Source organism: Streptomyces sp. NPDC055955 (assembly GCF_042270245.1).
GTDB lineage: Bacteria > Actinomycetota > Actinomycetes > Streptomycetales > Streptomycetaceae > Streptomyces.
Genome location: NZ_JBHJYS010000007.1, coordinates 69,080 through 86,134, shown reverse-complemented (window position 1 = coordinate 86,134; position 17,055 = coordinate 69,080). Strand labels below are relative to the sequence as shown.

The following is a 17,055-nucleotide window of genomic DNA, read 5'->3' as shown; positions in this document are numbered from 1 at the left end:
GGGACAAGGGGGTCCGTCGAACCTGTGGAAAACTTCGCGCCCGCCGCTGTGCCCCGACCCCCGGGCCCGCGGCCGTCGTTCCGTGCGGGAGGATCGCGACCATGACAGCACTCGAGCTCGGCAGCCCCGAACGCCTTGTGGGCGTGGTGGGCACCGGCACCATGGGCCAGGGCATCGCCCAGGTCGCCCTGACCGCCGGCCACCCCGTCCGGCTCTACGACGCCGTGCCGGGACGCGCCCAGGAGGCTGCGGACGCCATCGCCGCGCGTTTGGACCGCCTGGTCGACAAGGGCAGGCTCGACGCGTCCGAGCGCGACGCCGCCCGCGCGCGTCTGAGCCCCGCCGAGTCCCTCGAGGAGTTCGCGGGGGCGGCGCTCGTCGTCGAGGCCGTACTGGAGCGGCTCGACGTGAAACAGCGGCTGTTCGCGGACCTGGAGGAGATCGTCGGGGACGACTGTCTGCTCGCGACCAACACCTCGTCCCTGTCCGTCACGGCCGTCGGCGGCGCGCTGCGCCTGCCGGGCCGCCTCGTCGGCCTGCACTTCTTCAACCCCGCGCCCCTGATGCCCCTGGTCGAGGTGGTCTCCGGCGCGGCGACCGACGTCACGGCGGCCACGCGCGCGTACGAGACGGCCCGCGCCTGGGGCAAGACGCCGGTCGTGTGCGCCGACACCCCCGGATTCATCGTCAACCGCATCGCGCGCCCCTTCTACGCCGAGGCGTTCGCGGTCTACGAGGAGCAGGGCGCCCAGCCGGCCACCGTCGACGCCGTCCTGCGCGAGTGCGGCGGCTTCAAGATGGGCGCCTTCGAACTGACGGACCTCATCGGGCAGGACGTCAACGAAGCGGTCACCCGCTCCGTGTGGGAGGCCTTCTTCCAGGACGTGAAGTTCCGGCCGTCCCTCGCCCAGCGGCGCCTGGTCGAGGCCGGCATGCACGGCCGCAAGACGGGCCGCGGCTGGTACGCGTACGCGGACGGCGAGGAGCGCCCGGAGCCGCACACCGCGCAGCCCGCCCAGGCGCCCGCCTACGTGGTCGCCGAGGGTGACCTGGGGCCCGCCGCCGAGCTCCTCACGCTGATCCGTGAGGCGGGCATCCCGGTGCGCGAGGAGGACGAGGACAACGGCACGCGCCTGGTCCTTCCCGGCGGTGGCCAGCTCGCCCTCGCGGACGGCCAGACGTCCGTCGAGTACCGGGACGTCGTCTACTTCGATCTTGCGTTCGACTATCGCGCCGCCACCCGTCTCGCTCTCGCGACCTCTCAGGAAGCGTCCCCGCAGACTCTGCGCGAGGCCACCGGGCTCTTCCAGGCCATCGGCAAGGACGTCAGTGTCATCGGGGACGTGCCCGGCATGATCGTCGCCCGTACGGTCGCGCGGCTCATCGACCTGGCGCACGACGCCGTCGCCAAGGGAGTGGCCACTCCGGAGGACATCGACACGGCGATGCGCCTGGGCGTCAACTACCCGCTGGGGCCTGTCGAGTGGAGCAGGAAGCTCGGCAAGAACTGGGCGTACTCCCTCCTCGACGATCTGCACCTGCGCGATCCGTCCGGCCGTTACGCGCCCTCGCTCGCGCTCTATCGCCACTCGTACGCCTCCGACAAGCGGGAGGGCTCCGCATGACCACCTCAAGGCGCGACACCTACACGCCCGAGACCCTCCTGTCGGTCGCCGTGCAGGTCTTCAACGAGCGTGGCTACGACGGCACTTCGATGGAACATCTCTCCAAGGCCGCCGGCATCTCCAAGTCGTCGATCTACCACCACGTCGCCGGCAAGGAGGAGCTGCTGCGCCGGGCCGTCACCCGCGCGCTCGACGGCCTGTTCGGGATCCTGGACGAGGAGCACGCGCGCGTGGGGCGTGCCGTCGAGCGCCTGGAGTACGTCACCCGGCGCATGGTCCAGGTCCTGATATCCGAGCTGCCGTACGTGACCCTGCTGCTGCGCGTGCGGGGGAACACCGACACGGAGCGCTGGGCGATGGAGCGGCGCAGGGAGTTCGACCACCAGGTGGCCGAGCTCCTGAAGGCGGCCGCGGCCGACGGTGACGTGCGGGGCGACATCGAGGTGCGGCTCGCGACCCGCCTCGTGTTCGGCATGATCAACTCGATCGTGGAGTGGTACCGGCCGGGCGGCCGGGGCATGGACGACCGCGAAGTCGCCGACGCCGTAGCGCAGTTGATCTTCGGAGGGCTGCGCAAGGAGGGCTGACGGCCCCCGGGTGCGGGCGCGTCAGGCGTCCGGCTCCAGGTCCTCCTCCTCGAACACCAGCAGTGTCCGCGTGCTCAGCACCTCCGGCATGGCCTGGAGCTTGGTGAGCACCAGTTCACGCAGCGACCTGTTGTCCTGCGTGTGCACCATCAGGAGCACATCGAAGTCGCCGCTGACCAGTGCGATGTGCGAGGCCTCCGGGAGCCGGCGCAGCTGCTCGCGCACGGTGCGCCAGGAGTTCTGGACGATCTTGAGCGTGATGTACGCGGAGGCGCCCTGGCCGGCCCGCTCGTGGTTGACGCGGGCGCCGAAGCCACGGATGACGCCGTCGTCGATGAGCCGGTTGATTCGCGCGTAGGCGTTGGCCCGTGACACGTGGACGCGCTCGGCGACGGAGCGTATCGAGGCGCGGCCGTCCATCTGGAGCATCTGCAGGATGTCGCGGTCGATCGCGTCCAGCGGGCGCGGCTGGTACTCGGGGCGGTCGTCGGGCGGCCGGTGCGGAGCGTCCGGACGGCCGCCGAGGCCGGTGTCGGGCGCTCGGGGCGAGGACTTCGGGCGGTCGCCTCCCGGGCTGTCGGCCATTTGTTCAGATGCCATGTCCCCCCGCCTCCCTACCATGGACGTACTGCGTCCATCCCAAGCTGTGGAGAACCGTTTGTCCACAGCCTGGAGGCGCCTGTAGCCAAAATGTGCCGGCGACCGAACAATCGGTAGGTGAGGCGCATCACACCGTCGCGTCTCTCAGCCGCTTCCAACGAGGAGGTGCCGTCATGACGGTCATGGAGCAGCGGGACGCCTACCGGCCCACCCCGCCGCCCGCCTGGCAGCCGCGCACGGATCCCGCGCCGCTGCTGCCCGACGCCGAGCCGTTCCGGGTTCTCGGCACCGACGCCGCGGCCAAGGCCGACGCCCGGCTTCTGCGCCGGCTGTACGCGCAGGTGGTGCGCGGGCGCAGGTACAACGCGCAGGCGACCGCCCTGACGAAGCAGGGCCGGCTCGCGGTCTACCCCTCCAGCACCGGGCAGGAGGCCTGCGAGGTCGCGGCCGCCCTCGTCCTGGAGGAGCGTGACTGGCTCTTCCCCAGCTACCGGGACACTCTCGCCGCCGTCGCCCGCGGCCTCGACCCCGTACAGGCCCTGACCCTGCTGCGGGGCGACTGGCACACCGGGTACGACCCGCGCGAGCACCGCGTCGCCCCCCTGTGCACGCCGCTCGCGACCCAGCTCCCGCACGCCGTGGGACTCGCGCACGCCGCCCGCCTCAAGGGTGACGACGTGGTGGCGCTCGCCATGGTCGGCGACGGAGGCACCAGCGAGGGCGACTTCCACGAGGCGCTGAACTTCGCCGCCGTCTGGCACGCCCCGGTCGTCTTCCTCGTCCAGAACAACGGCTTCGCGATCTCCGTGCCGCTCGCCAAGCAGACCGCCGCCCCGTCCTTGGCCCACAAGGCCGTCGGTTACGGGATGCCCGGTCGCCTGGTCGACGGCAACGACGCGGCGGCCGTGCACGAGGTCCTCGCCGAAGCCGTGCGCCACGCGCGCGAAGGGGGTGGCCCGACCCTCGTCGAGGCGATCACCTACCGCATGGAGGCACACACGAACGCGGACGACGCCACGCGCTACCGCGTCGACGCCGAGGTCGACGCCTGGCGCGATCACGACCCGATCCTCCTCCTGGAGCGGGAGTTGACGGAGCGCGGACTCCTCGACGAGGAAGGCATACGGGCCGTGCGCGAAGACGCCGAGAAGATGGCCGCCGACCTGCGCGAGCGCATGAACCAGGACCCGGTGCTCGACCCCATGGACCTCTTCCGTGATGTCTACGCCGAGCAGACGACGCAACTGCGCGAGCAAGCGGCCCAGTTGCGTGCCGAGCTCGACGCCGAGGCGGACGGGGCGGACCGATGACGACTGTCGCCGCCAAGCCGGCCACCATGGCGCAGGCCTTCGGCCGCGCCCTGCGCGACGCCATGGCCGCCGACCCCTCCGTGCACGTCCTCGGTGAGGACGTCGGCACGCTGGGCGGTGTCTTCAGGGTCACCGACGGACTCGCCGAGGAGTTCGGTGACGCCCGCTGCACGGACACGCCGCTCGCCGAGGCGGGCATCCTCGGCACCGCGGTCGGCATGGCCATGTACGGCCTGCGGCCCGTCGTCGAGATGCAGTTCGACGCGTTCGCCTACCCGGGCTTCGAGCAGCTGATCTCGCACGTCGCGAAGATGCGCAACCGCACCAGGGGCGCGATGCCGATGCCCCTCACCGTGCGCGTGCCCTACGGCGGCGGCATCGGAGGCGTGGAGCACCACAGCGACTCCTCCGAGGCCTACTACATGGCCACCCCGGGCCTCCACGTCGTCACGCCCGCGACCGTCGCCGACGCCTACGGCCTGATGCGCGCCGCCATCGCCTCCGACGACCCCGTCGTCGTCCTCGAGCCCAAGCGGCTGTACTGGTCGAAGGACTCCTGGAACCCCGAGCACCCGACGGAGGTGGAACCCATCGGGCGGGCCGTGGTCCGGCGGCCCGGCAGCAGCGCCACCCTCATCACGTACGGCCCGTCGGTGCCGGTCTGCATGGAGGCGGCCGAGGCCGCGCGCGCCGAGGGCTGGGATCTGGAAGTCGTCGATCTGCGCTCCCTGGTGCCGTTCGACGACGAGACGGTCAGCGCGTCCGTGCGCCGCACCGGGCGGGCCGTTGTCGTGCACGAGTCGGGCGGTTTCGGCGGGCCCGGCGGTGAGATCGCCGCGCGGGTCACCGAGCGCTGCTTCCACCACCTGGAGGCGCCGGTCCTACGGGTGGCCGGGTTCGACATCCCGTATCCGCCGCCGATGCTGGAGCGGCACCATCTGCCGGGGGTCGACCGGGTCCTGGACGCGGTCGCCCGGCTTCAGTGGGAGGCGGGCAGCTGATGGCACAGGTCCTCGAGTTCAAGCTGCCCGACCTCGGCGAAGGCCTCACCGAGGCGTCGATCGTCACCTGGCTCGTCCAGGTCGGCGACGTCGTGGCGGTGGACCAGCCGGTCGTCGAGGTGGAGACCGCGAAGGCGATGGTCGAGGTGCCGTGTCCCTACGGGGGCGTGGTGACAGCGCGCTTCGGCGAGGAGGGCAGCGAGCTCCCCGTCGGCTCGCCCCTCCTGACGGTCGCCGTGGGCACGCCGGCCGAGGGGGAGGACGGCGCCGAGGGATCCGGGAACGTCCTGGTGGGTTACGGCACCACGGCCGCGCCGGCGCGTAGGCGCCGGGTCCGCTTGCAGGACGACGTCCCAGCGTCCGCGCCCGCGGCAGCCGGGCGAGTCGCCCCTTCCGCCTCCCCCGCACCGCCTCCGGAGGCGACACCGCGGAGCGGACCCGTGCCGGTCATCTCCCCCCTCGTGCGCAAGCTCGCCCGTGAACACGGCGTCGACCTGCGTGAGTTGCCCGGGTCGGGACCTCACGGCCTCATCCTGCGCGCGGATGTCGAGAGCGCCATGAGGGAGACCGTGCAGGTACGGGCCCACGTGGCCGAAGCGGAAGCGGTGGCCCCGGCCGCAGCCCCGACCCGGGCCCCCGCCCAGGTTCCGACTCCGTCGGACGCGAGTGTGGACGGCATCCGTGTCCCCCTGCGCGGCATACGAGGTGCCGTGGCCGACAAGCTCACCCGCAGCCGCCGCGAGATCCCCGACGCGACCTGCTGGGTGGACGCCGACGCCACGGAGTTCATGCACGCGCGCGCGGCCATGAACGCGGCCGGCGGGGAGAAGATCTCCGTACTCGCCCTGCTCGCCCGCATCTGCACCGCCGCCCTGGCCCGCTACCCGGAGCTCAACTCCCGGGTCGACCTGGCGGCCCGCGAGGTCGTGCAGCTCGACGCCGTGCACCTCGGGTTCGCCGCCCAGACGGAGCGCGGACTCGTCGTCCCCGTCGTGAGGGACGCGCACGCGCGCGACGCCGAGTCCCTCAGCGCCGAGTTCACCCGCCTCACGGAGGCGGCGCGGGCCGGGCGGCTCACGCCCGGGGAACTCACGGGCGGGACGTTCACGGTGAACAACTACGGCGTCTTCGGCGTCGACGGTTCGACGCCGATCATCAACCACCCCGAGGCCGCCATGCTCGGCGTGGGCCGGATCATCCCCAAACCCTGGGTCCACCAGGGGGAGTTGGCGGTGCGACAGGTCGTCCAGCTGTCGCTCACCTTCGACCACCGGGTGTGCGACGGCGGTACGGCGGGCGGCTTTTTGCGCTACGTGGCGGACTGCGTCGAACAGCCGGCGGTGCTCCTGCGCACCCTGTGAGGACCAGCGGCCCGCCCCGCCCACCCCGATGTGACGCAAATCCTCGTGGGTGCGGGCCGTCTCCGGGGGTCGCAATGATCCTTCGTGCGCCCATACTCGGGGGATGAACGCTGCTCCCGCGCCGAGCCGCCCCTCCCACGACGCCGTCGTGCTCGCCGGCGGCGCCGCCAGACGGCTCGGCGGCACGGACAAGCCCGCGGTCCGCGTCGGCGGCAGGCCGCTGCTCGACCGGGTCCTGGCCGCCTGCGCCACGGCCGGCACCACGGTCGTCGTCGCCGAACCCAGACCCACCGCGCACCCCGTGCGCTGGACCCGCGAGGATCCGCCGGGCGGCGGACCGGTGGCCGCGCTCGACGCCGGTCTGCGCGCCACCACGGCCGGCCAGGTCCTCGTCCTCTCCGCCGACCTGCCCTTCCTGAGCGAGCAGACCGTATGGCGCCTTCTCGACGCCCTGAACGCGGGAACGGCGGACGGGGTCCTGCTCACCGACGCCGACGGCCGGGACCAGCCGCTCGTCGCGGCCTACCGCAGCGCACCTCTGCGCCACCACCTCGCCGAACTCGCCGCCGCTCACGACGACGGCCTCTGTGGGCTGCCCCTGCGGCTGCTCGTCGGCCGGCTCGAACTCACCCGCATCACCGACCCCGTCGCGTCCTTCGACTGCGACACCTGGGACGACATCGCCGCCGCCCGGTCACGTATCAGGGAGCATGGGCACGTGTTGGATGAATGGATCTCCGCAGCCAAGGACGAACTGGGCATCGAGCTCGACGTCGACACCGGCGTCCTGCTCGATCTCGCCCGCGACGCCGCGCACGGCGTGGCCAGGCCGGCCGCTCCCCTGACGACGTTCCTCGTCGGATACGCGGCCGCGGCCGCCGGGGGAGGAAGCGAGGCCGTCGCCGAGGCCTGCGCGAAGGCCACCGCGCTCGCTGACCGCTGGGCGAAGGAAGCCGCGGACGAGGAAGCGCCGGTGGGCGGCACGACGGGTGCCACAGCCGCTGGTGCCTCCTCCGACGGCGCTTCATCCGGTGGTGCCTCCTCCGACGGCGCCTCATCCGGCGGTTCTGCGGGCGCGCGGCCGGACGCGGGATGAGCGGTCAGAGCGCCGAGTCGCCGGCCGCGCAGGCGCGCGCGGCCGAGGACCGCGCCGTCGACGAGGCGCTCGCCCTGGTCAACGAGGCCCGGGCAGCGGACGGCCGCGGCGCAGGCGGCGCGGGGGTTCCCGGCGCGGCGGGCTCCGGCAGGACGGGTTCCGGCCCGGGACGCCCCGGTCCGGAACGCGGTTCTGCAGAGCGCTCCCGGCACACCGGACCCGCCACCCCCACCAGCCATGCGGATCATCCGGGCCATCCGGACCCCACGCGCCACAGCACCCCTTCGGACGGCCGAACCGGCTCCCGGCACCAGGCCGCCCCCTGGTCCGTCGCGCGTGCTGTCGCCGGGCGGGCCGGGCGCCTGGCCGCCGCCCGCCGGCGAGGTGCGCAGCGCCGTGTGCCGCTCGACCGGGCGCTCGGTCTGACGCTGGCCGAGCCACTCGCCGCGCTCTCCGACCTCCCCTCCTTCGACACGTCCGCCATGGACGGCTGGGTCGTCGCCGGTCCGGGCCCTTGGGACGTACGGGCCGAGGGGATACTCGCCGGGCAGGACCGGCCCGAGCCGCTGTCCGACGGTGAGGCTGTCCAGATCGCCACCGGTGCCCGGGTCCCGCGGGACGCGACCGCCGTCATCCGCAGCGAGCACGGCCGCACCGACGACAAGGGCCGGCTGTTCGCCCTGCGCGACGTCGGCCATGGCCAGGACATCCGCCCTCGAGGCCAGGAATGTCGCTCCGGCGACCAACTCCTGCCCACCGGGGCCCTGGTGACGCCGGCGGTGCTCGGGCTCGCCGCGGCCGCCGGATACGACGAGCTGCCGACGGTGACACGTCCGAGGGTCGAGGTGTTCATCCTGGGCGACGAGTTGCTGACCGAGGGCCTCCCCCGTGAGGGCCTCATCCGTGACGCGCTCGGCCCGATGCTGCCGGCCTGGCTGAGGGCGCTCGGCGCGGAGGTCACTGCTGTACGGCGTCCGGGCGACGATCCGAAGGCGCTCCTCAAGGCCGTACAGGCCTCGGACGCCGACCTCGTCGTGACGACCGGCGGCACCGCGTCGGGCCCGGTCGACCATGTGCACCCGACGCTGAGCCGCGTCGACGCCGAGCTGCTCGTCGACGGGGTCGCGGTGCGGCCGGGGCACCCGATGCTGCTCGCCCGCACCAAGGAGGGGCAGCACCTCGTCGGTCTGCCGGGCAACCCTCTGGCGGCCGTTTCCGGGCTCCTCACGCTTGCCGAGCCGCTGCTGCGGATGCTCGCGGGACGCCCGGAGCAGGAGCCGTACACCGTGGCGCTCCGGGCGGCTGTGCCCGGGCATCCGCACGACACGCGGCTCGTCCCCGTCGTGGTGCGGGGCGAGGACGCCGTGCCTCTGCGCTACAACGGCCCGGCCATGCTGCGCGGGATCGCCGCCGCCGACGGGCTGGCCGTCGTGCCGCCCGGCGGCGCGACGGCCGGGCGGGAGGTGGAGATCCTCGACCTGCCGTGGTCGTGGAACCCGGCGGGTGACGACGGAGGCGACGCCTCCGTCGAGGGGTGTTTCACGTGAAACTTCCCGGCCACGATGCGATGGCCCGCCAGGACGACGAGAAGGTCGCCGTCCGCCAGGTGAAGCTGCCCAAGCGGGTCGTCGAGCGGCCGCTGCGGCAGGTCGCCAAGCGGCTGCTGATGGCGCTCACTGTGCTGGTCGCGACGGCGATCATCGTCTGGGTCGACCGCTCCGGCTACAACGACAGCTCCGACGGCAGCGTCGACCTGCTGGACGCGTTCTACTACGCGACCGTCACCCTCTCCACGACCGGGTACGGCGACATCACGCCTGTCAGTGACGGCGCCCGGATCGTCAACATCCTCGTCATCACGCCGCTGCGTGTGCTGTTCCTGATCATCCTGGTCGGCACCACCCTCGAAGTGCTCACCGAGCGCACGCGGGATGAGTGGCGACTGAATCGCTGGAGGTCCAACTTGCGTGACCACACCGTGGTCGTCGGATTCGGCACGAAGGGCCGGTCGGCGATCCAGACCGTCTGCGCGACGGGGCTGAAGGCGGATCAGGTGGTGGTCGTCGACCCCAGCAGCAAGGTCATCGAGGCGGCCACGGCGCTCGGGTTCGCCGGAGTCGTCGGGGATGCCACGCGCAGTGATGTGCTGCTGCGGGCCGAGGTGCAGAGGGCGCGGCAGATCATCGTCGCGACCCAGCGTGACGACACCGCGGTCCTGGTCACCCTCACCGCCCGTCAGCTCAATCGCGCGGCGAAGATCGTGGCGGCCGTCCGTGAGGAGGAGAACGCCCCCCTGCTGAGGCAGTCGGGCGCCGACGCCGTCATCACCACCGCCAGCGCGGCGGGCCGACTGCTCGGTCTCTCCGTGCTCAGCCCGAGCGCGGGCCTGGTCATGGAGGACCTCATCCAGCAGGGCAGCGGCCTCGACCTCGTCGAACGTCCGGTCATAAAGGCCGAGGTGGGGCTGAAGGTCCGGGAGACCGAGGACCTGGTCGTGAGCGTCGTGCGCGGGCACCGGGTGCTGGGTTTCGACGACCGGGCCATCGGCACACTCCAGTTGACGGACCGTCTGATCACGATCGTCCGGGCGACCCCCGGCACACAGTCCGTCCCGGACACACGACGGCTGCCGCAGGACTGACCGTCGGGGCAGCTCGCGACTGACCCGTCGGGGCACCGCAAGACGGATGGTCGGGCGTGCCCGGGCGGTGAGTTGGGGCGCGCCGAGAACCGGCAGGCGGGGCACGTGCCGTCCCGCCGCCCGGATCACCGCGAGGAGTAGCCTCGCCGGCATGTATGCGATCACGATTCCGGAACCCGGTGGACCTGAGGCGCTCGTCTGGGCGGAGGTTCCCGATCCCGTACCCGGTGACGGCGAAGTACTGGTCGAGGTGGCGGCCGGGGCCGTCAACCGCGCCGATCTGCTCCAGCGTCAGGGCCTCTACAACCCGCCGCCCGGCGCGACCGCCATCCCCGGCCTGGAGTGCGCGGGACGCATCGTCGCCCTCGGCGCCGGAGTGTCCGGCTGGTCCGTCGGCGACGAGGTGTGCGCGCTGCTCTCGGGCGGCGGTTACGCCGAGAAGGTCGCCGTCCCTGCCGGTCAGCTCCTGCCCGTACCCGAGAACACCGACCTCGTCACGGCGGCCGCGCTGCCCGAGGTGACCGCGACCGTCTGGTCGAACGTCTTCATGATCGCCCACCTGCGCCCCGGCGAGACCTTCCTCGTCCACGGCGGCTCCAGTGGCATCGGCACGATGGCCATCCAGCTGGCCAAGGCGATCGGCGCCAAGGTGGCGGTGACGGCGGGCAGCAAGGAGAAGCTCGACTTCTGCGCCGAGCTCGGCGCGGACATCCTGATCAACTACCGCGAGCAGGACTTCGTGGAGGAGATCAAGCGGGCCACCGACGGCGCGGGCGCCGACGTCATCCTCGACAACATGGGTGCCAAGTACCTGGACCGCAACGTCCAGGCGCTGGCCACCAACGGCCGCCTCGCGATCATCGGCATGCAGGGCGGCATCCAGGGCGAGCTGAACATCGCCATGCTCCTCAACAAGCGCGGCGCCATCACCGCGACCTCGCTGCGCGCGCGCCCGCTGGCCGAGAAGGCGGCGATCGTCGCGGCGGTACGGGAGCACATCTGGCCGCTGATCGACTCGGGTCGCGTCCGGCCGGTCGTCGACCGGAAGCTGCCGATGAGCGACGCGGCGCAGGCGCACCGTGTCCTCGAGGAGAGCGGGCACATCGGGAAGGTGCTGCTCACCGTGGAGTAGACCGGGCGGCGGGCGCCGGCGGGGCCGGAGTGAGCGAAGCGGCACCAAGATGCCGGAATTGTTGCGTCATGTGACGCTGATTCCGCGATTCCTCTGATCTTGGTGACTCGATTCCGGGAGGGGCGCGCGGAATGACTCCACGCCTCCGCACCACCGGCCGCCCGCCGCTGCCGATGCCGCCGCTGCTGTGGCCACTGCTGTGCCTGGCCCTTCTCTCCGGACCGGCCCTCACCGGCACCCACGCGTACGCCGCCGAACCCTCGCCCCCGCACGCCCCCGCCTCTGCCGACGACGAGGCGCGGGCCGCCAGCCGCCCCGGCGAGGGCCGTACGCCGCCGGGACGGGCCGAGTCGGGGCCGCCGGGACGGGCCGAGTCGGGGCCGCCGGGCCACAGCAGCCCCAAAGCGACCCCGTCCACGCACCTGCCGCGCCACGAGCCCTCCGCGGCCAGGTCGTCCGCGCCCGACACCGCGAAGCCCTCGGCCAGCGTGTCCCCCAGAAAGCCCAGCACGTCCCAGGCCCATCCGAAGGCGTCCTCCGCGGCTCCCTCCCGCAAGGGCCACTCCGCCCCAAAGAGCCACTTCACCCCCACCCCCACCCCCGCATCCGCCTCTGCGCCCGCGGCCGTGAAGACGCCGAAGCGGTCCCGCGCTCCCTCGGCGGCCCCGTCACGCACCCGCTCGGCCCAGGTCGCGATACCCGTGGTCCCGGAAGAGCCGCCGGGCTGGGAGGAAGACCCCGAAGAGCAGCAGGTCCAGCCGTCGGTCCGGCCCACGAGCGCCCCCGTGGACAACGCCGACCGCACCCCGCGGCAGACCGGGGCCGAACCCGTGATCCCTGGCGTGGGCGTCCTGCCGCTGGGCTCCGGCCTCGTCCTGGTCGGCCTCGGCGTCGGATTCCTGGCCCTGCGCCTGCGCCGCCCATGAATCGCTGCCGCCCATGAGCCACGCGCCGTCCCTGAGCCACCTGCTGCCCACGAGATGCATGGCGCCCACGGAATGCGCCCCGACCCCGAAATCTCCGTCGCCCATGACGTACGCGCCGCCCAGGAAATCCCCGACCCCGAGATCGCTGCCGCTCATGACGTACGCGCCGCCCAGGAAATCCCCGACCCCGAGATCGCTGCCGCCCATGACATACGCGCTGCTCACGACATCCGCCTCCACCGCATACGCCCCGAAGACACACGCCCTCACGGCTCATGTCCCCACGTCTCATGCCCCCACGGCTCACGCCTCCCGTTCCTCCCAAGCCCGAGGCCGTCCCTCGCGACCGGCCCGTGGCCCGCGTTCGGCGCCCCGCCCGCCCCGCAAACCGCCGCCGCCGTCGCTCAGGCCCGTACCCGCCGGGAACACCGCCGCTCACGGTGAGAGCACGCCCGAACACGGTGGATCACCCTCGTATGGGGGCACTACCCAGGTGTGATGGTGCCGTACGAGAGAATGGCGGCATGGAGATGCCGAGGAACGAAAGGTCGCCGGAGAGCCCCCAGGTCCTGGTCGTGGGCCAGGACGGAATGGCGCTCGGTGGCGGTGGAGACGACGACTCCCGCGAGGTCCCGGTGACGGAGATGGTGGAACAGCCCGCCAAGGTGATGCGCATCGGCAGCATGATCAAGCAGCTGCTGGAGGAGGTGCGGGCGGCTCCTCTGGACGAGGCGAGCCGTGTGCGGCTCAAGGAGATCCATGCCAGCTCCGTGAAGGAGCTCGAGGACGGCCTTGCGCCGGAACTCGTCGAGGAGCTGGAGCGTCTGTCCCTGCCGTTCACCGACGAGGTGATCCCGAGCGACGCCGAACTGCGTATCGCGCAGGCCCAGTTGGTGGGCTGGCTCGAGGGACTCTTCCACGGGATCCAGACGACACTGTTCGCGCAGCAGATGGCCGCGCGGGCCCAGTTGGAGCAGATGCGCCGTGCGCTGCCGCCCGGTGTGGGCACAGAGGACGGCGACGACCCGCGGGTGGCCGGCCGCTCCGGAGGCCCGTACCTGTAGGGGCGCCGGGCGCCCCCTACCCGGAACGCCCAGCCCGGTACCTGCAGCGACCCGAATCGAACCCGTAATAAGAAGGCGCCCGGCCGGTCATCGTGACCGGCCGGGCGCCTTCGTACGTCGTCTGCGCCGAGGGGCTCAGGCCCCGCCGTCGGTGCCGCCCGGGTCGTTCCCGCCCGGGTCCCCGATGACGCCACCCGTGGACGGACCGCCCGTGGGCTGGGTGGGATCCTCCGTCGGCGACTCCTCGGGCGTCGACTGGCTCTTGGACGGCGTCGGGTCGGACGGTTCGTCGCTCGGCTCGGGCGCGCTGTCGGAGGGCGTGACGTCACCCGTGCTGGGTTCTTCCGACGGCGAGTAGTCGGTGTCCCCGCCGGTCCCGGCGCCCGGGTCCGCCGTGTCGTTCTCGGTGGCCGTGTCGTCGGAGCCCTGGGTGGGCTCCTTCTCCTTCTGGGAGTGCGACTGCGTGGGCGACTGGGTGGTGCCGGTGCCGCCGCCGTGATCGCCGCCACTGGTCATCGCCCAGGCCGCGCCGCCCGCGATGGCGATCACGGCGAGGACCGCGAGGATCCACATCTTGCCGCGGCCGCTGCCGCCGCCCGAGCGGTGCCCGCCGTCGAAGCCGCCGTCGTCGCTGCCCGGGGGCCGCAGCATCGGCTGGGCCGCCGTACCGCCGTCGGTCGGGTGCGGCAGCGCCGTCGTGCCCGCGACGCCCATGGCCGGGGTGTTGCCGCCGCTGTGCATGTCGGCGGCGACCGGACCGGTGTTCCAGGTGTTGGTGTGGCCGCCCTGGTCGTGCAGCATCTGCAGCCCGTACTGGACGAGGCCGCGCATCTCCTCGGCGGTCTGGAACCGGTCGTCCGGGTCCTTGGCCAGCGAGCGCATGACGAGCCCGTCGAGCTCCGGCGGCGCCACGTCCGAGACCTCGGAGGGCGGCACCGGGGTGTCCTGGACGTGCTGGTAGACGACCGACAGCGGGGTCTCGCCGGTGAACGGGGGGCGCAGCGCGAGGAGTTCGTAGAGCAGGCAGCCGGTCGCGTACAGGTCGGAGCGGTGGTCGACGGCCTTGCCGAGGGCCTGCTCGGGCGACAGGTACTGGGGCGTGCCCATGACCATGCCGGTCTGCGTCATGGTCGACTGCGCGCCGTGCAGGGCGCGCGCGATGCCGAAGTCCATCACCTTCACCGCGCCGGTGTTGGTGATGATCACGTTCGCCGGCTTGATGTCGCGGTGCACGATGCCGTGCTGGTGCGAGTAGGCGAGGGCCTCCAGGACGCCGGAGACGATGATCAGGGCCTGCTCGGGGCCGGGCGCCTCGGCGTTCAGGAGGAGGTCGCGGATCGTGCGGCCCTCGACGATCTCCATCACGATGTAGGGGACGACCGAGTGGCCGACGGTGTCCTCGCCGGAGTCGTACACGGCGACGACGGCGTGGTGGTTGAGGCCCGCGACCGACTGGGCCTCACGCGTGAAGCGGGCCTTGGAGACCGGGTCCTCGGCAAGGTCGGAGCGCAGGAGCTTGACCGCGACGGTGCGTCCGAGCCGGACGTCCTCCGCGGCGAAGACCTCTGCCATGCCGCCCCGGCCGAGTCTGTGGGTCAGCCGGTACCGGCCGTCGCCGACCAGTCCGCCGTTACCCCACAACTCCGGCGCATCTGACATACCGCCGCCAGCCGCCTCGGGGTCGGACGGGCCCTGAGCGCGCTGCGTCTGTGCCATCAGTCCTCGCCGTCGTTTCTGTCCGCGTCGTCCGCACTGTCGGATGTTCGCGCGGTGGTCGTTACGGTCTCCGTCGGGCCACGCTACAGGCTTCGCCCGGCGCCCCGTCCCGAGATGGACCGGCCATCAAACCTTCTGCGGGCAATGCGATGCAAATCGTCCGGGCGGTTCCTGTAACGCTTCCGCGACGCTTCTTGCCCGTACGGTCACGGAACGGGCACCGAGCTTGACGTGTCGGTGCCACGGGGCAGACTTGGCCGGGATTAGTGGCAATCGATCACCGGCCGCGCCGATGGGGGACGTAGAAACATGAGCCAGGACGGCGCACAGGGCCGGTACGCAGGGCGTGCCGTCGCCGGCGGTCGCTACCAGCTGCGTGATCTGCTCGGCGAGGGCGGCATGGCCTCGGTCCACCTCGCGTACGACACGGTGCTCGACCGCCAGGTGGCGATCAAGACGCTGCACACCGAGCTCGGGCGTGAGCAGGCGTTCCGCGAGCGCTTCCGCCGTGAGGCCCAGTCCGTGGCGAAGCTCACGCACACGAACATCGTCTCGGTCTTCGACACCGGCGAGGACGACCTCGACGGGATGACCACTCCGTACATCGTCATGGAGTACGTCGAGGGCCAGCCCCTCGGCTCCGTGCTCGACGCGGACGTCGCGCACCAGGGCGCGATGCCGACCGACAAGGCTCTGAAGATCACGGCCGATGTGCTCGCGGCGCTCGAGATCAGCCACGAGATGGGTCTGGTCCACCGCGACATCAAGCCGGGCAACGTCATGATGACGAAGCGGAACGTCGTCAAGGTCATGGACTTCGGCATCGCCCGCGCCATGCAGTCCGGTGTCACGTCGATGACGCAGACCGGCATGGTCGTCGGCACCCCTCAGTACCTCTCGCCCGAGCAGGCCCTGGGCCGTGGCGTGGACGCCCGCTCCGACCTGTACTCGGTCGGCATCATGCTGTTCCAACTGGTCACCGGGCGGCTGCCGTTCGAGGCGGACTCGCCGCTGGCGATAGCGTATGCGCACGTCCAGGAGGAGCCGGTGGCTCCTTCGTCGATCAACCGGTCGGTGCCCCCGGCGGTGGACGCGCTGGTCGCCCGCGCGCTGAAGAAGAACCCGAACGAGCGCTTCCCGAGCGCCGAGGCGATGCGTGACGAGTGCCTGCGGGTCGCCCAGTCGCTGCAGGCCGCGGCGCCCAGCATCGTGCCGGGCGCGCAGACGTCCAGCGGCGCGGGTGTCGGTTCCGCGGTGTTCCCGCCGGTCGACCAGTCGACGTCGGCGCCGACCGGCCCGGTGCAGACGCCGTACCAGCCGGGCCCCTACGGGACGCCGGCGCCGGCCACTCCCGGGTACGGGTATCCGCAGCAGGGCTACCAGACCCCGCCGCCCACCTCTCCGTACGCGCCTCAGCACCAGCAGCACCAGCCGCTGCACCAGCAGACGCCTCCGCCGTACACCATCTCGCCCCAGACGACGCCGAGTTCGGCGGTCTCCGGCGGTGGTGGCGGCAAGCGGAACACCGGGGTGATCGTCGGTTCGGTCGTCGTCGCGCTGATCGCGGTCGGCGGTCTGATCACGGCTCTGACGATGAACGGCAACGACGAGAAGGGCGGCGGCGACGCGAAGAAGTCGCCGTCGGTCGTCGCCGGTCACAAGGGTCCCGATCTGACGAAGACGATCGAGGAGGACGAGTGCAAGGAGCCTGAAACGGGTTACAACGACCCGGACAAGGTCATGCTCCCGGACTTCACCTACAAGAACATCAAGTCGGTCAAGGCCTGCCTGCAGGCCGCCGGCTGGAAGTTCGACATCAGGGACGTCGACGAGAACACCTTCGGTGAGGGCACGGTCATCGTGCAGTACCCCAAGGCGCGCACGGAGATCGACCCGAAGAACCCCGAGTCGATCCAGCTCCAGGTCTCCACGGGCGATCCGGCGACGGGCTGACCCACCGATCGGGCCGACCCACCGATCGGCCCGACCCGACCGA

At 72.1% G+C, this 17,055-nt stretch carries 14 protein-coding genes; 12 read left to right on the top strand and 2 right to left on the bottom strand.

Annotated elements, in window-relative coordinates; all coding sequences use genetic code 11:
* Positions 1–101: 101 nt before the first annotated feature.
* Together ACFC96_RS16150 and ACFC96_RS16145 are read left to right on the top strand one after the other, a co-directional pair.
* Positions 102–1,625 carry a 3-hydroxyacyl-CoA dehydrogenase gene (locus ACFC96_RS16150; RefSeq protein ID WP_376612783.1) on the top strand — a complete coding sequence of 508 codons (1,524 nt, stop codon included), beginning with the start codon at positions 102–104 and terminating at the stop codon, positions 1,623–1,625.
* A complete protein-coding gene (locus ACFC96_RS16145; RefSeq protein ID WP_376612782.1) occupies positions 1,622–2,212 on the top strand; it encodes a TetR/AcrR family transcriptional regulator in 591 nt (196 codons plus the stop codon). The genes ACFC96_RS16150 and ACFC96_RS16145 overlap by 4 nt, the downstream gene beginning before the upstream one ends.
* A gap of 21 nt (positions 2,213–2,233) precedes the next feature.
* On the opposite strand, the gene ACFC96_RS16140 is transcribed toward ACFC96_RS16145, so the two are convergent.
* Positions 2,234–2,812, bottom strand: coding sequence for an Lrp/AsnC family transcriptional regulator (locus tag ACFC96_RS16140; protein ID WP_376612780.1), 579 nt, complete (start codon positions 2,810–2,812; stop codon positions 2,234–2,236).
* Positions 2,813–2,985: 173 nt separating this feature from the next.
* On the opposite strand from ACFC96_RS16140, the gene pdhA reads away from it, so the two are divergent.
* The 9 genes from pdhA (at position 2,986) to ACFC96_RS16095 (ending at position 13,343) form a co-directional block, all read left to right on the top strand.
* Positions 2,986–4,122 (top strand): pyruvate dehydrogenase (acetyl-transferring) E1 component subunit alpha, encoded by a 1,137-nt coding sequence (gene pdhA / locus ACFC96_RS16135; protein WP_376255443.1) that lies wholly within the window; start codon positions 2,986–2,988, stop codon positions 4,120–4,122.
* The gene (locus ACFC96_RS16130) at positions 4,119–5,123 is read left to right on the top strand and encodes an alpha-ketoacid dehydrogenase subunit beta (RefSeq protein ID WP_376612779.1); all 1,005 of its coding nucleotides are present in this window, start codon (positions 4,119–4,121) and stop codon (positions 5,121–5,123) included. The genes pdhA and ACFC96_RS16130 overlap by 4 nt, the downstream gene beginning before the upstream one ends.
* On the top strand, positions 5,123–6,484 hold the full coding sequence (locus tag ACFC96_RS16125) for a dihydrolipoamide acetyltransferase family protein (RefSeq protein WP_376612778.1): 1,362 nt from the start codon (positions 5,123–5,125) through the stop codon (positions 6,482–6,484). The genes ACFC96_RS16130 and ACFC96_RS16125 overlap by 1 nt, the downstream gene beginning before the upstream one ends.
* 103 nt (positions 6,485–6,587) lie before the next feature.
* Positions 6,588–7,580 carry an NTP transferase domain-containing protein gene (locus ACFC96_RS16120; protein WP_376612776.1) on the top strand — a complete coding sequence of 331 codons (993 nt, stop codon included), beginning with the start codon at positions 6,588–6,590 and terminating at the stop codon, positions 7,578–7,580.
* Positions 7,577–9,127 carry a molybdopterin molybdotransferase MoeA gene (locus tag ACFC96_RS16115; protein ID WP_376612774.1) on the top strand — a complete coding sequence of 517 codons (1,551 nt, stop codon included), beginning with the start codon at positions 7,577–7,579 and terminating at the stop codon, positions 9,125–9,127. Before ACFC96_RS16120 ends, ACFC96_RS16115 begins: the two co-directional genes overlap by 4 nt.
* Complete coding sequence (locus ACFC96_RS16110; protein WP_376612772.1) at positions 9,115–10,221, top strand: potassium channel family protein; 1,107 nt, start codon at positions 9,115–9,117, stop codon at positions 10,219–10,221. Before ACFC96_RS16115 ends, ACFC96_RS16110 begins: the two co-directional genes overlap by 13 nt.
* A gap of 151 nt (positions 10,222–10,372) precedes the next feature.
* Complete coding sequence (locus ACFC96_RS16105; protein ID WP_376612771.1) at positions 10,373–11,353, top strand: NAD(P)H-quinone oxidoreductase; 981 nt, start codon at positions 10,373–10,375, stop codon at positions 11,351–11,353.
* A 131-nt stretch (positions 11,354–11,484) separates the two neighbouring features.
* On the top strand, positions 11,485–12,279 hold the full coding sequence (locus ACFC96_RS16100; RefSeq protein WP_376612769.1) for a hypothetical protein: 795 nt from the start codon (positions 11,485–11,487) through the stop codon (positions 12,277–12,279).
* Positions 12,280–12,803: 524 nt separating this feature from the next.
* A complete protein-coding gene (locus ACFC96_RS16095; RefSeq protein WP_376255459.1) occupies positions 12,804–13,343 on the top strand; it encodes a bacterial proteasome activator family protein in 540 nt (179 codons plus the stop codon).
* 135 nt (positions 13,344–13,478) lie between these two features.
* Here the strand turns inward: ACFC96_RS16095 and ACFC96_RS16090 are convergent, their stop codons facing one another.
* Positions 13,479–15,059, bottom strand: a complete 1,581-nt coding sequence (locus ACFC96_RS16090) for a protein kinase (RefSeq protein ID WP_376612768.1) — start codon at positions 15,057–15,059, stop codon at positions 13,479–13,481.
* A gap of 309 nt (positions 15,060–15,368) precedes the next feature.
* Between ACFC96_RS16090 and ACFC96_RS16085 the strand changes: the two genes are divergently transcribed.
* Complete coding sequence (locus tag ACFC96_RS16085; protein WP_376255463.1) at positions 15,369–17,012, top strand: protein kinase; 1,644 nt, start codon at positions 15,369–15,371, stop codon at positions 17,010–17,012.
* Positions 17,013–17,055: the final 43 nt, after the last annotated feature.

Bases quoted from the DNA above. Each gene is read 5' to 3' on its own strand.
- ACFC96_RS16150 (WP_376612783.1), top strand. From the start codon at position 102: ATGACAGCACTCGAGCTCGGCAGCCCCGAACGCCTTGTGGGCGTGGTG.
- ACFC96_RS16145 (WP_376612782.1), top strand. From the start codon at position 1,622: ATGACCACCTCAAGGCGCGACACCTACACGCCCGAGACCCTCCTGTCG.
- ACFC96_RS16140 (WP_376612780.1), bottom strand. From the start codon at position 2,812: ATGGCATCTGAACAAATGGCCGACAGCCCGGGAGGCGACCGCCCGAAG.
- pdhA (WP_376255443.1), top strand. From the start codon at position 2,986: ATGACGGTCATGGAGCAGCGGGACGCCTACCGGCCCACCCCGCCGCCC.
- ACFC96_RS16130 (WP_376612779.1), top strand. From the start codon at position 4,119: ATGACGACTGTCGCCGCCAAGCCGGCCACCATGGCGCAGGCCTTCGGC.
- ACFC96_RS16125 (WP_376612778.1), top strand. From the start codon at position 5,123: ATGGCACAGGTCCTCGAGTTCAAGCTGCCCGACCTCGGCGAAGGCCTC.
- ACFC96_RS16120 (WP_376612776.1), top strand. From the start codon at position 6,588: ATGAACGCTGCTCCCGCGCCGAGCCGCCCCTCCCACGACGCCGTCGTG.
- ACFC96_RS16115 (WP_376612774.1), top strand. From the start codon at position 7,577: ATGAGCGGTCAGAGCGCCGAGTCGCCGGCCGCGCAGGCGCGCGCGGCC.
- ACFC96_RS16105 (WP_376612771.1), top strand. From the start codon at position 10,373: ATGTATGCGATCACGATTCCGGAACCCGGTGGACCTGAGGCGCTCGTC.
- ACFC96_RS16100 (WP_376612769.1), top strand. From the start codon at position 11,485: ATGACTCCACGCCTCCGCACCACCGGCCGCCCGCCGCTGCCGATGCCG.
- ACFC96_RS16095 (WP_376255459.1), top strand. From the start codon at position 12,804: ATGGAGATGCCGAGGAACGAAAGGTCGCCGGAGAGCCCCCAGGTCCTG.
- ACFC96_RS16090 (WP_376612768.1), bottom strand. From the start codon at position 15,059: ATGGCACAGACGCAGCGCGCTCAGGGCCCGTCCGACCCCGAGGCGGCT.
- ACFC96_RS16085 (WP_376255463.1), top strand. From the start codon at position 15,369: ATGAGCCAGGACGGCGCACAGGGCCGGTACGCAGGGCGTGCCGTCGCC.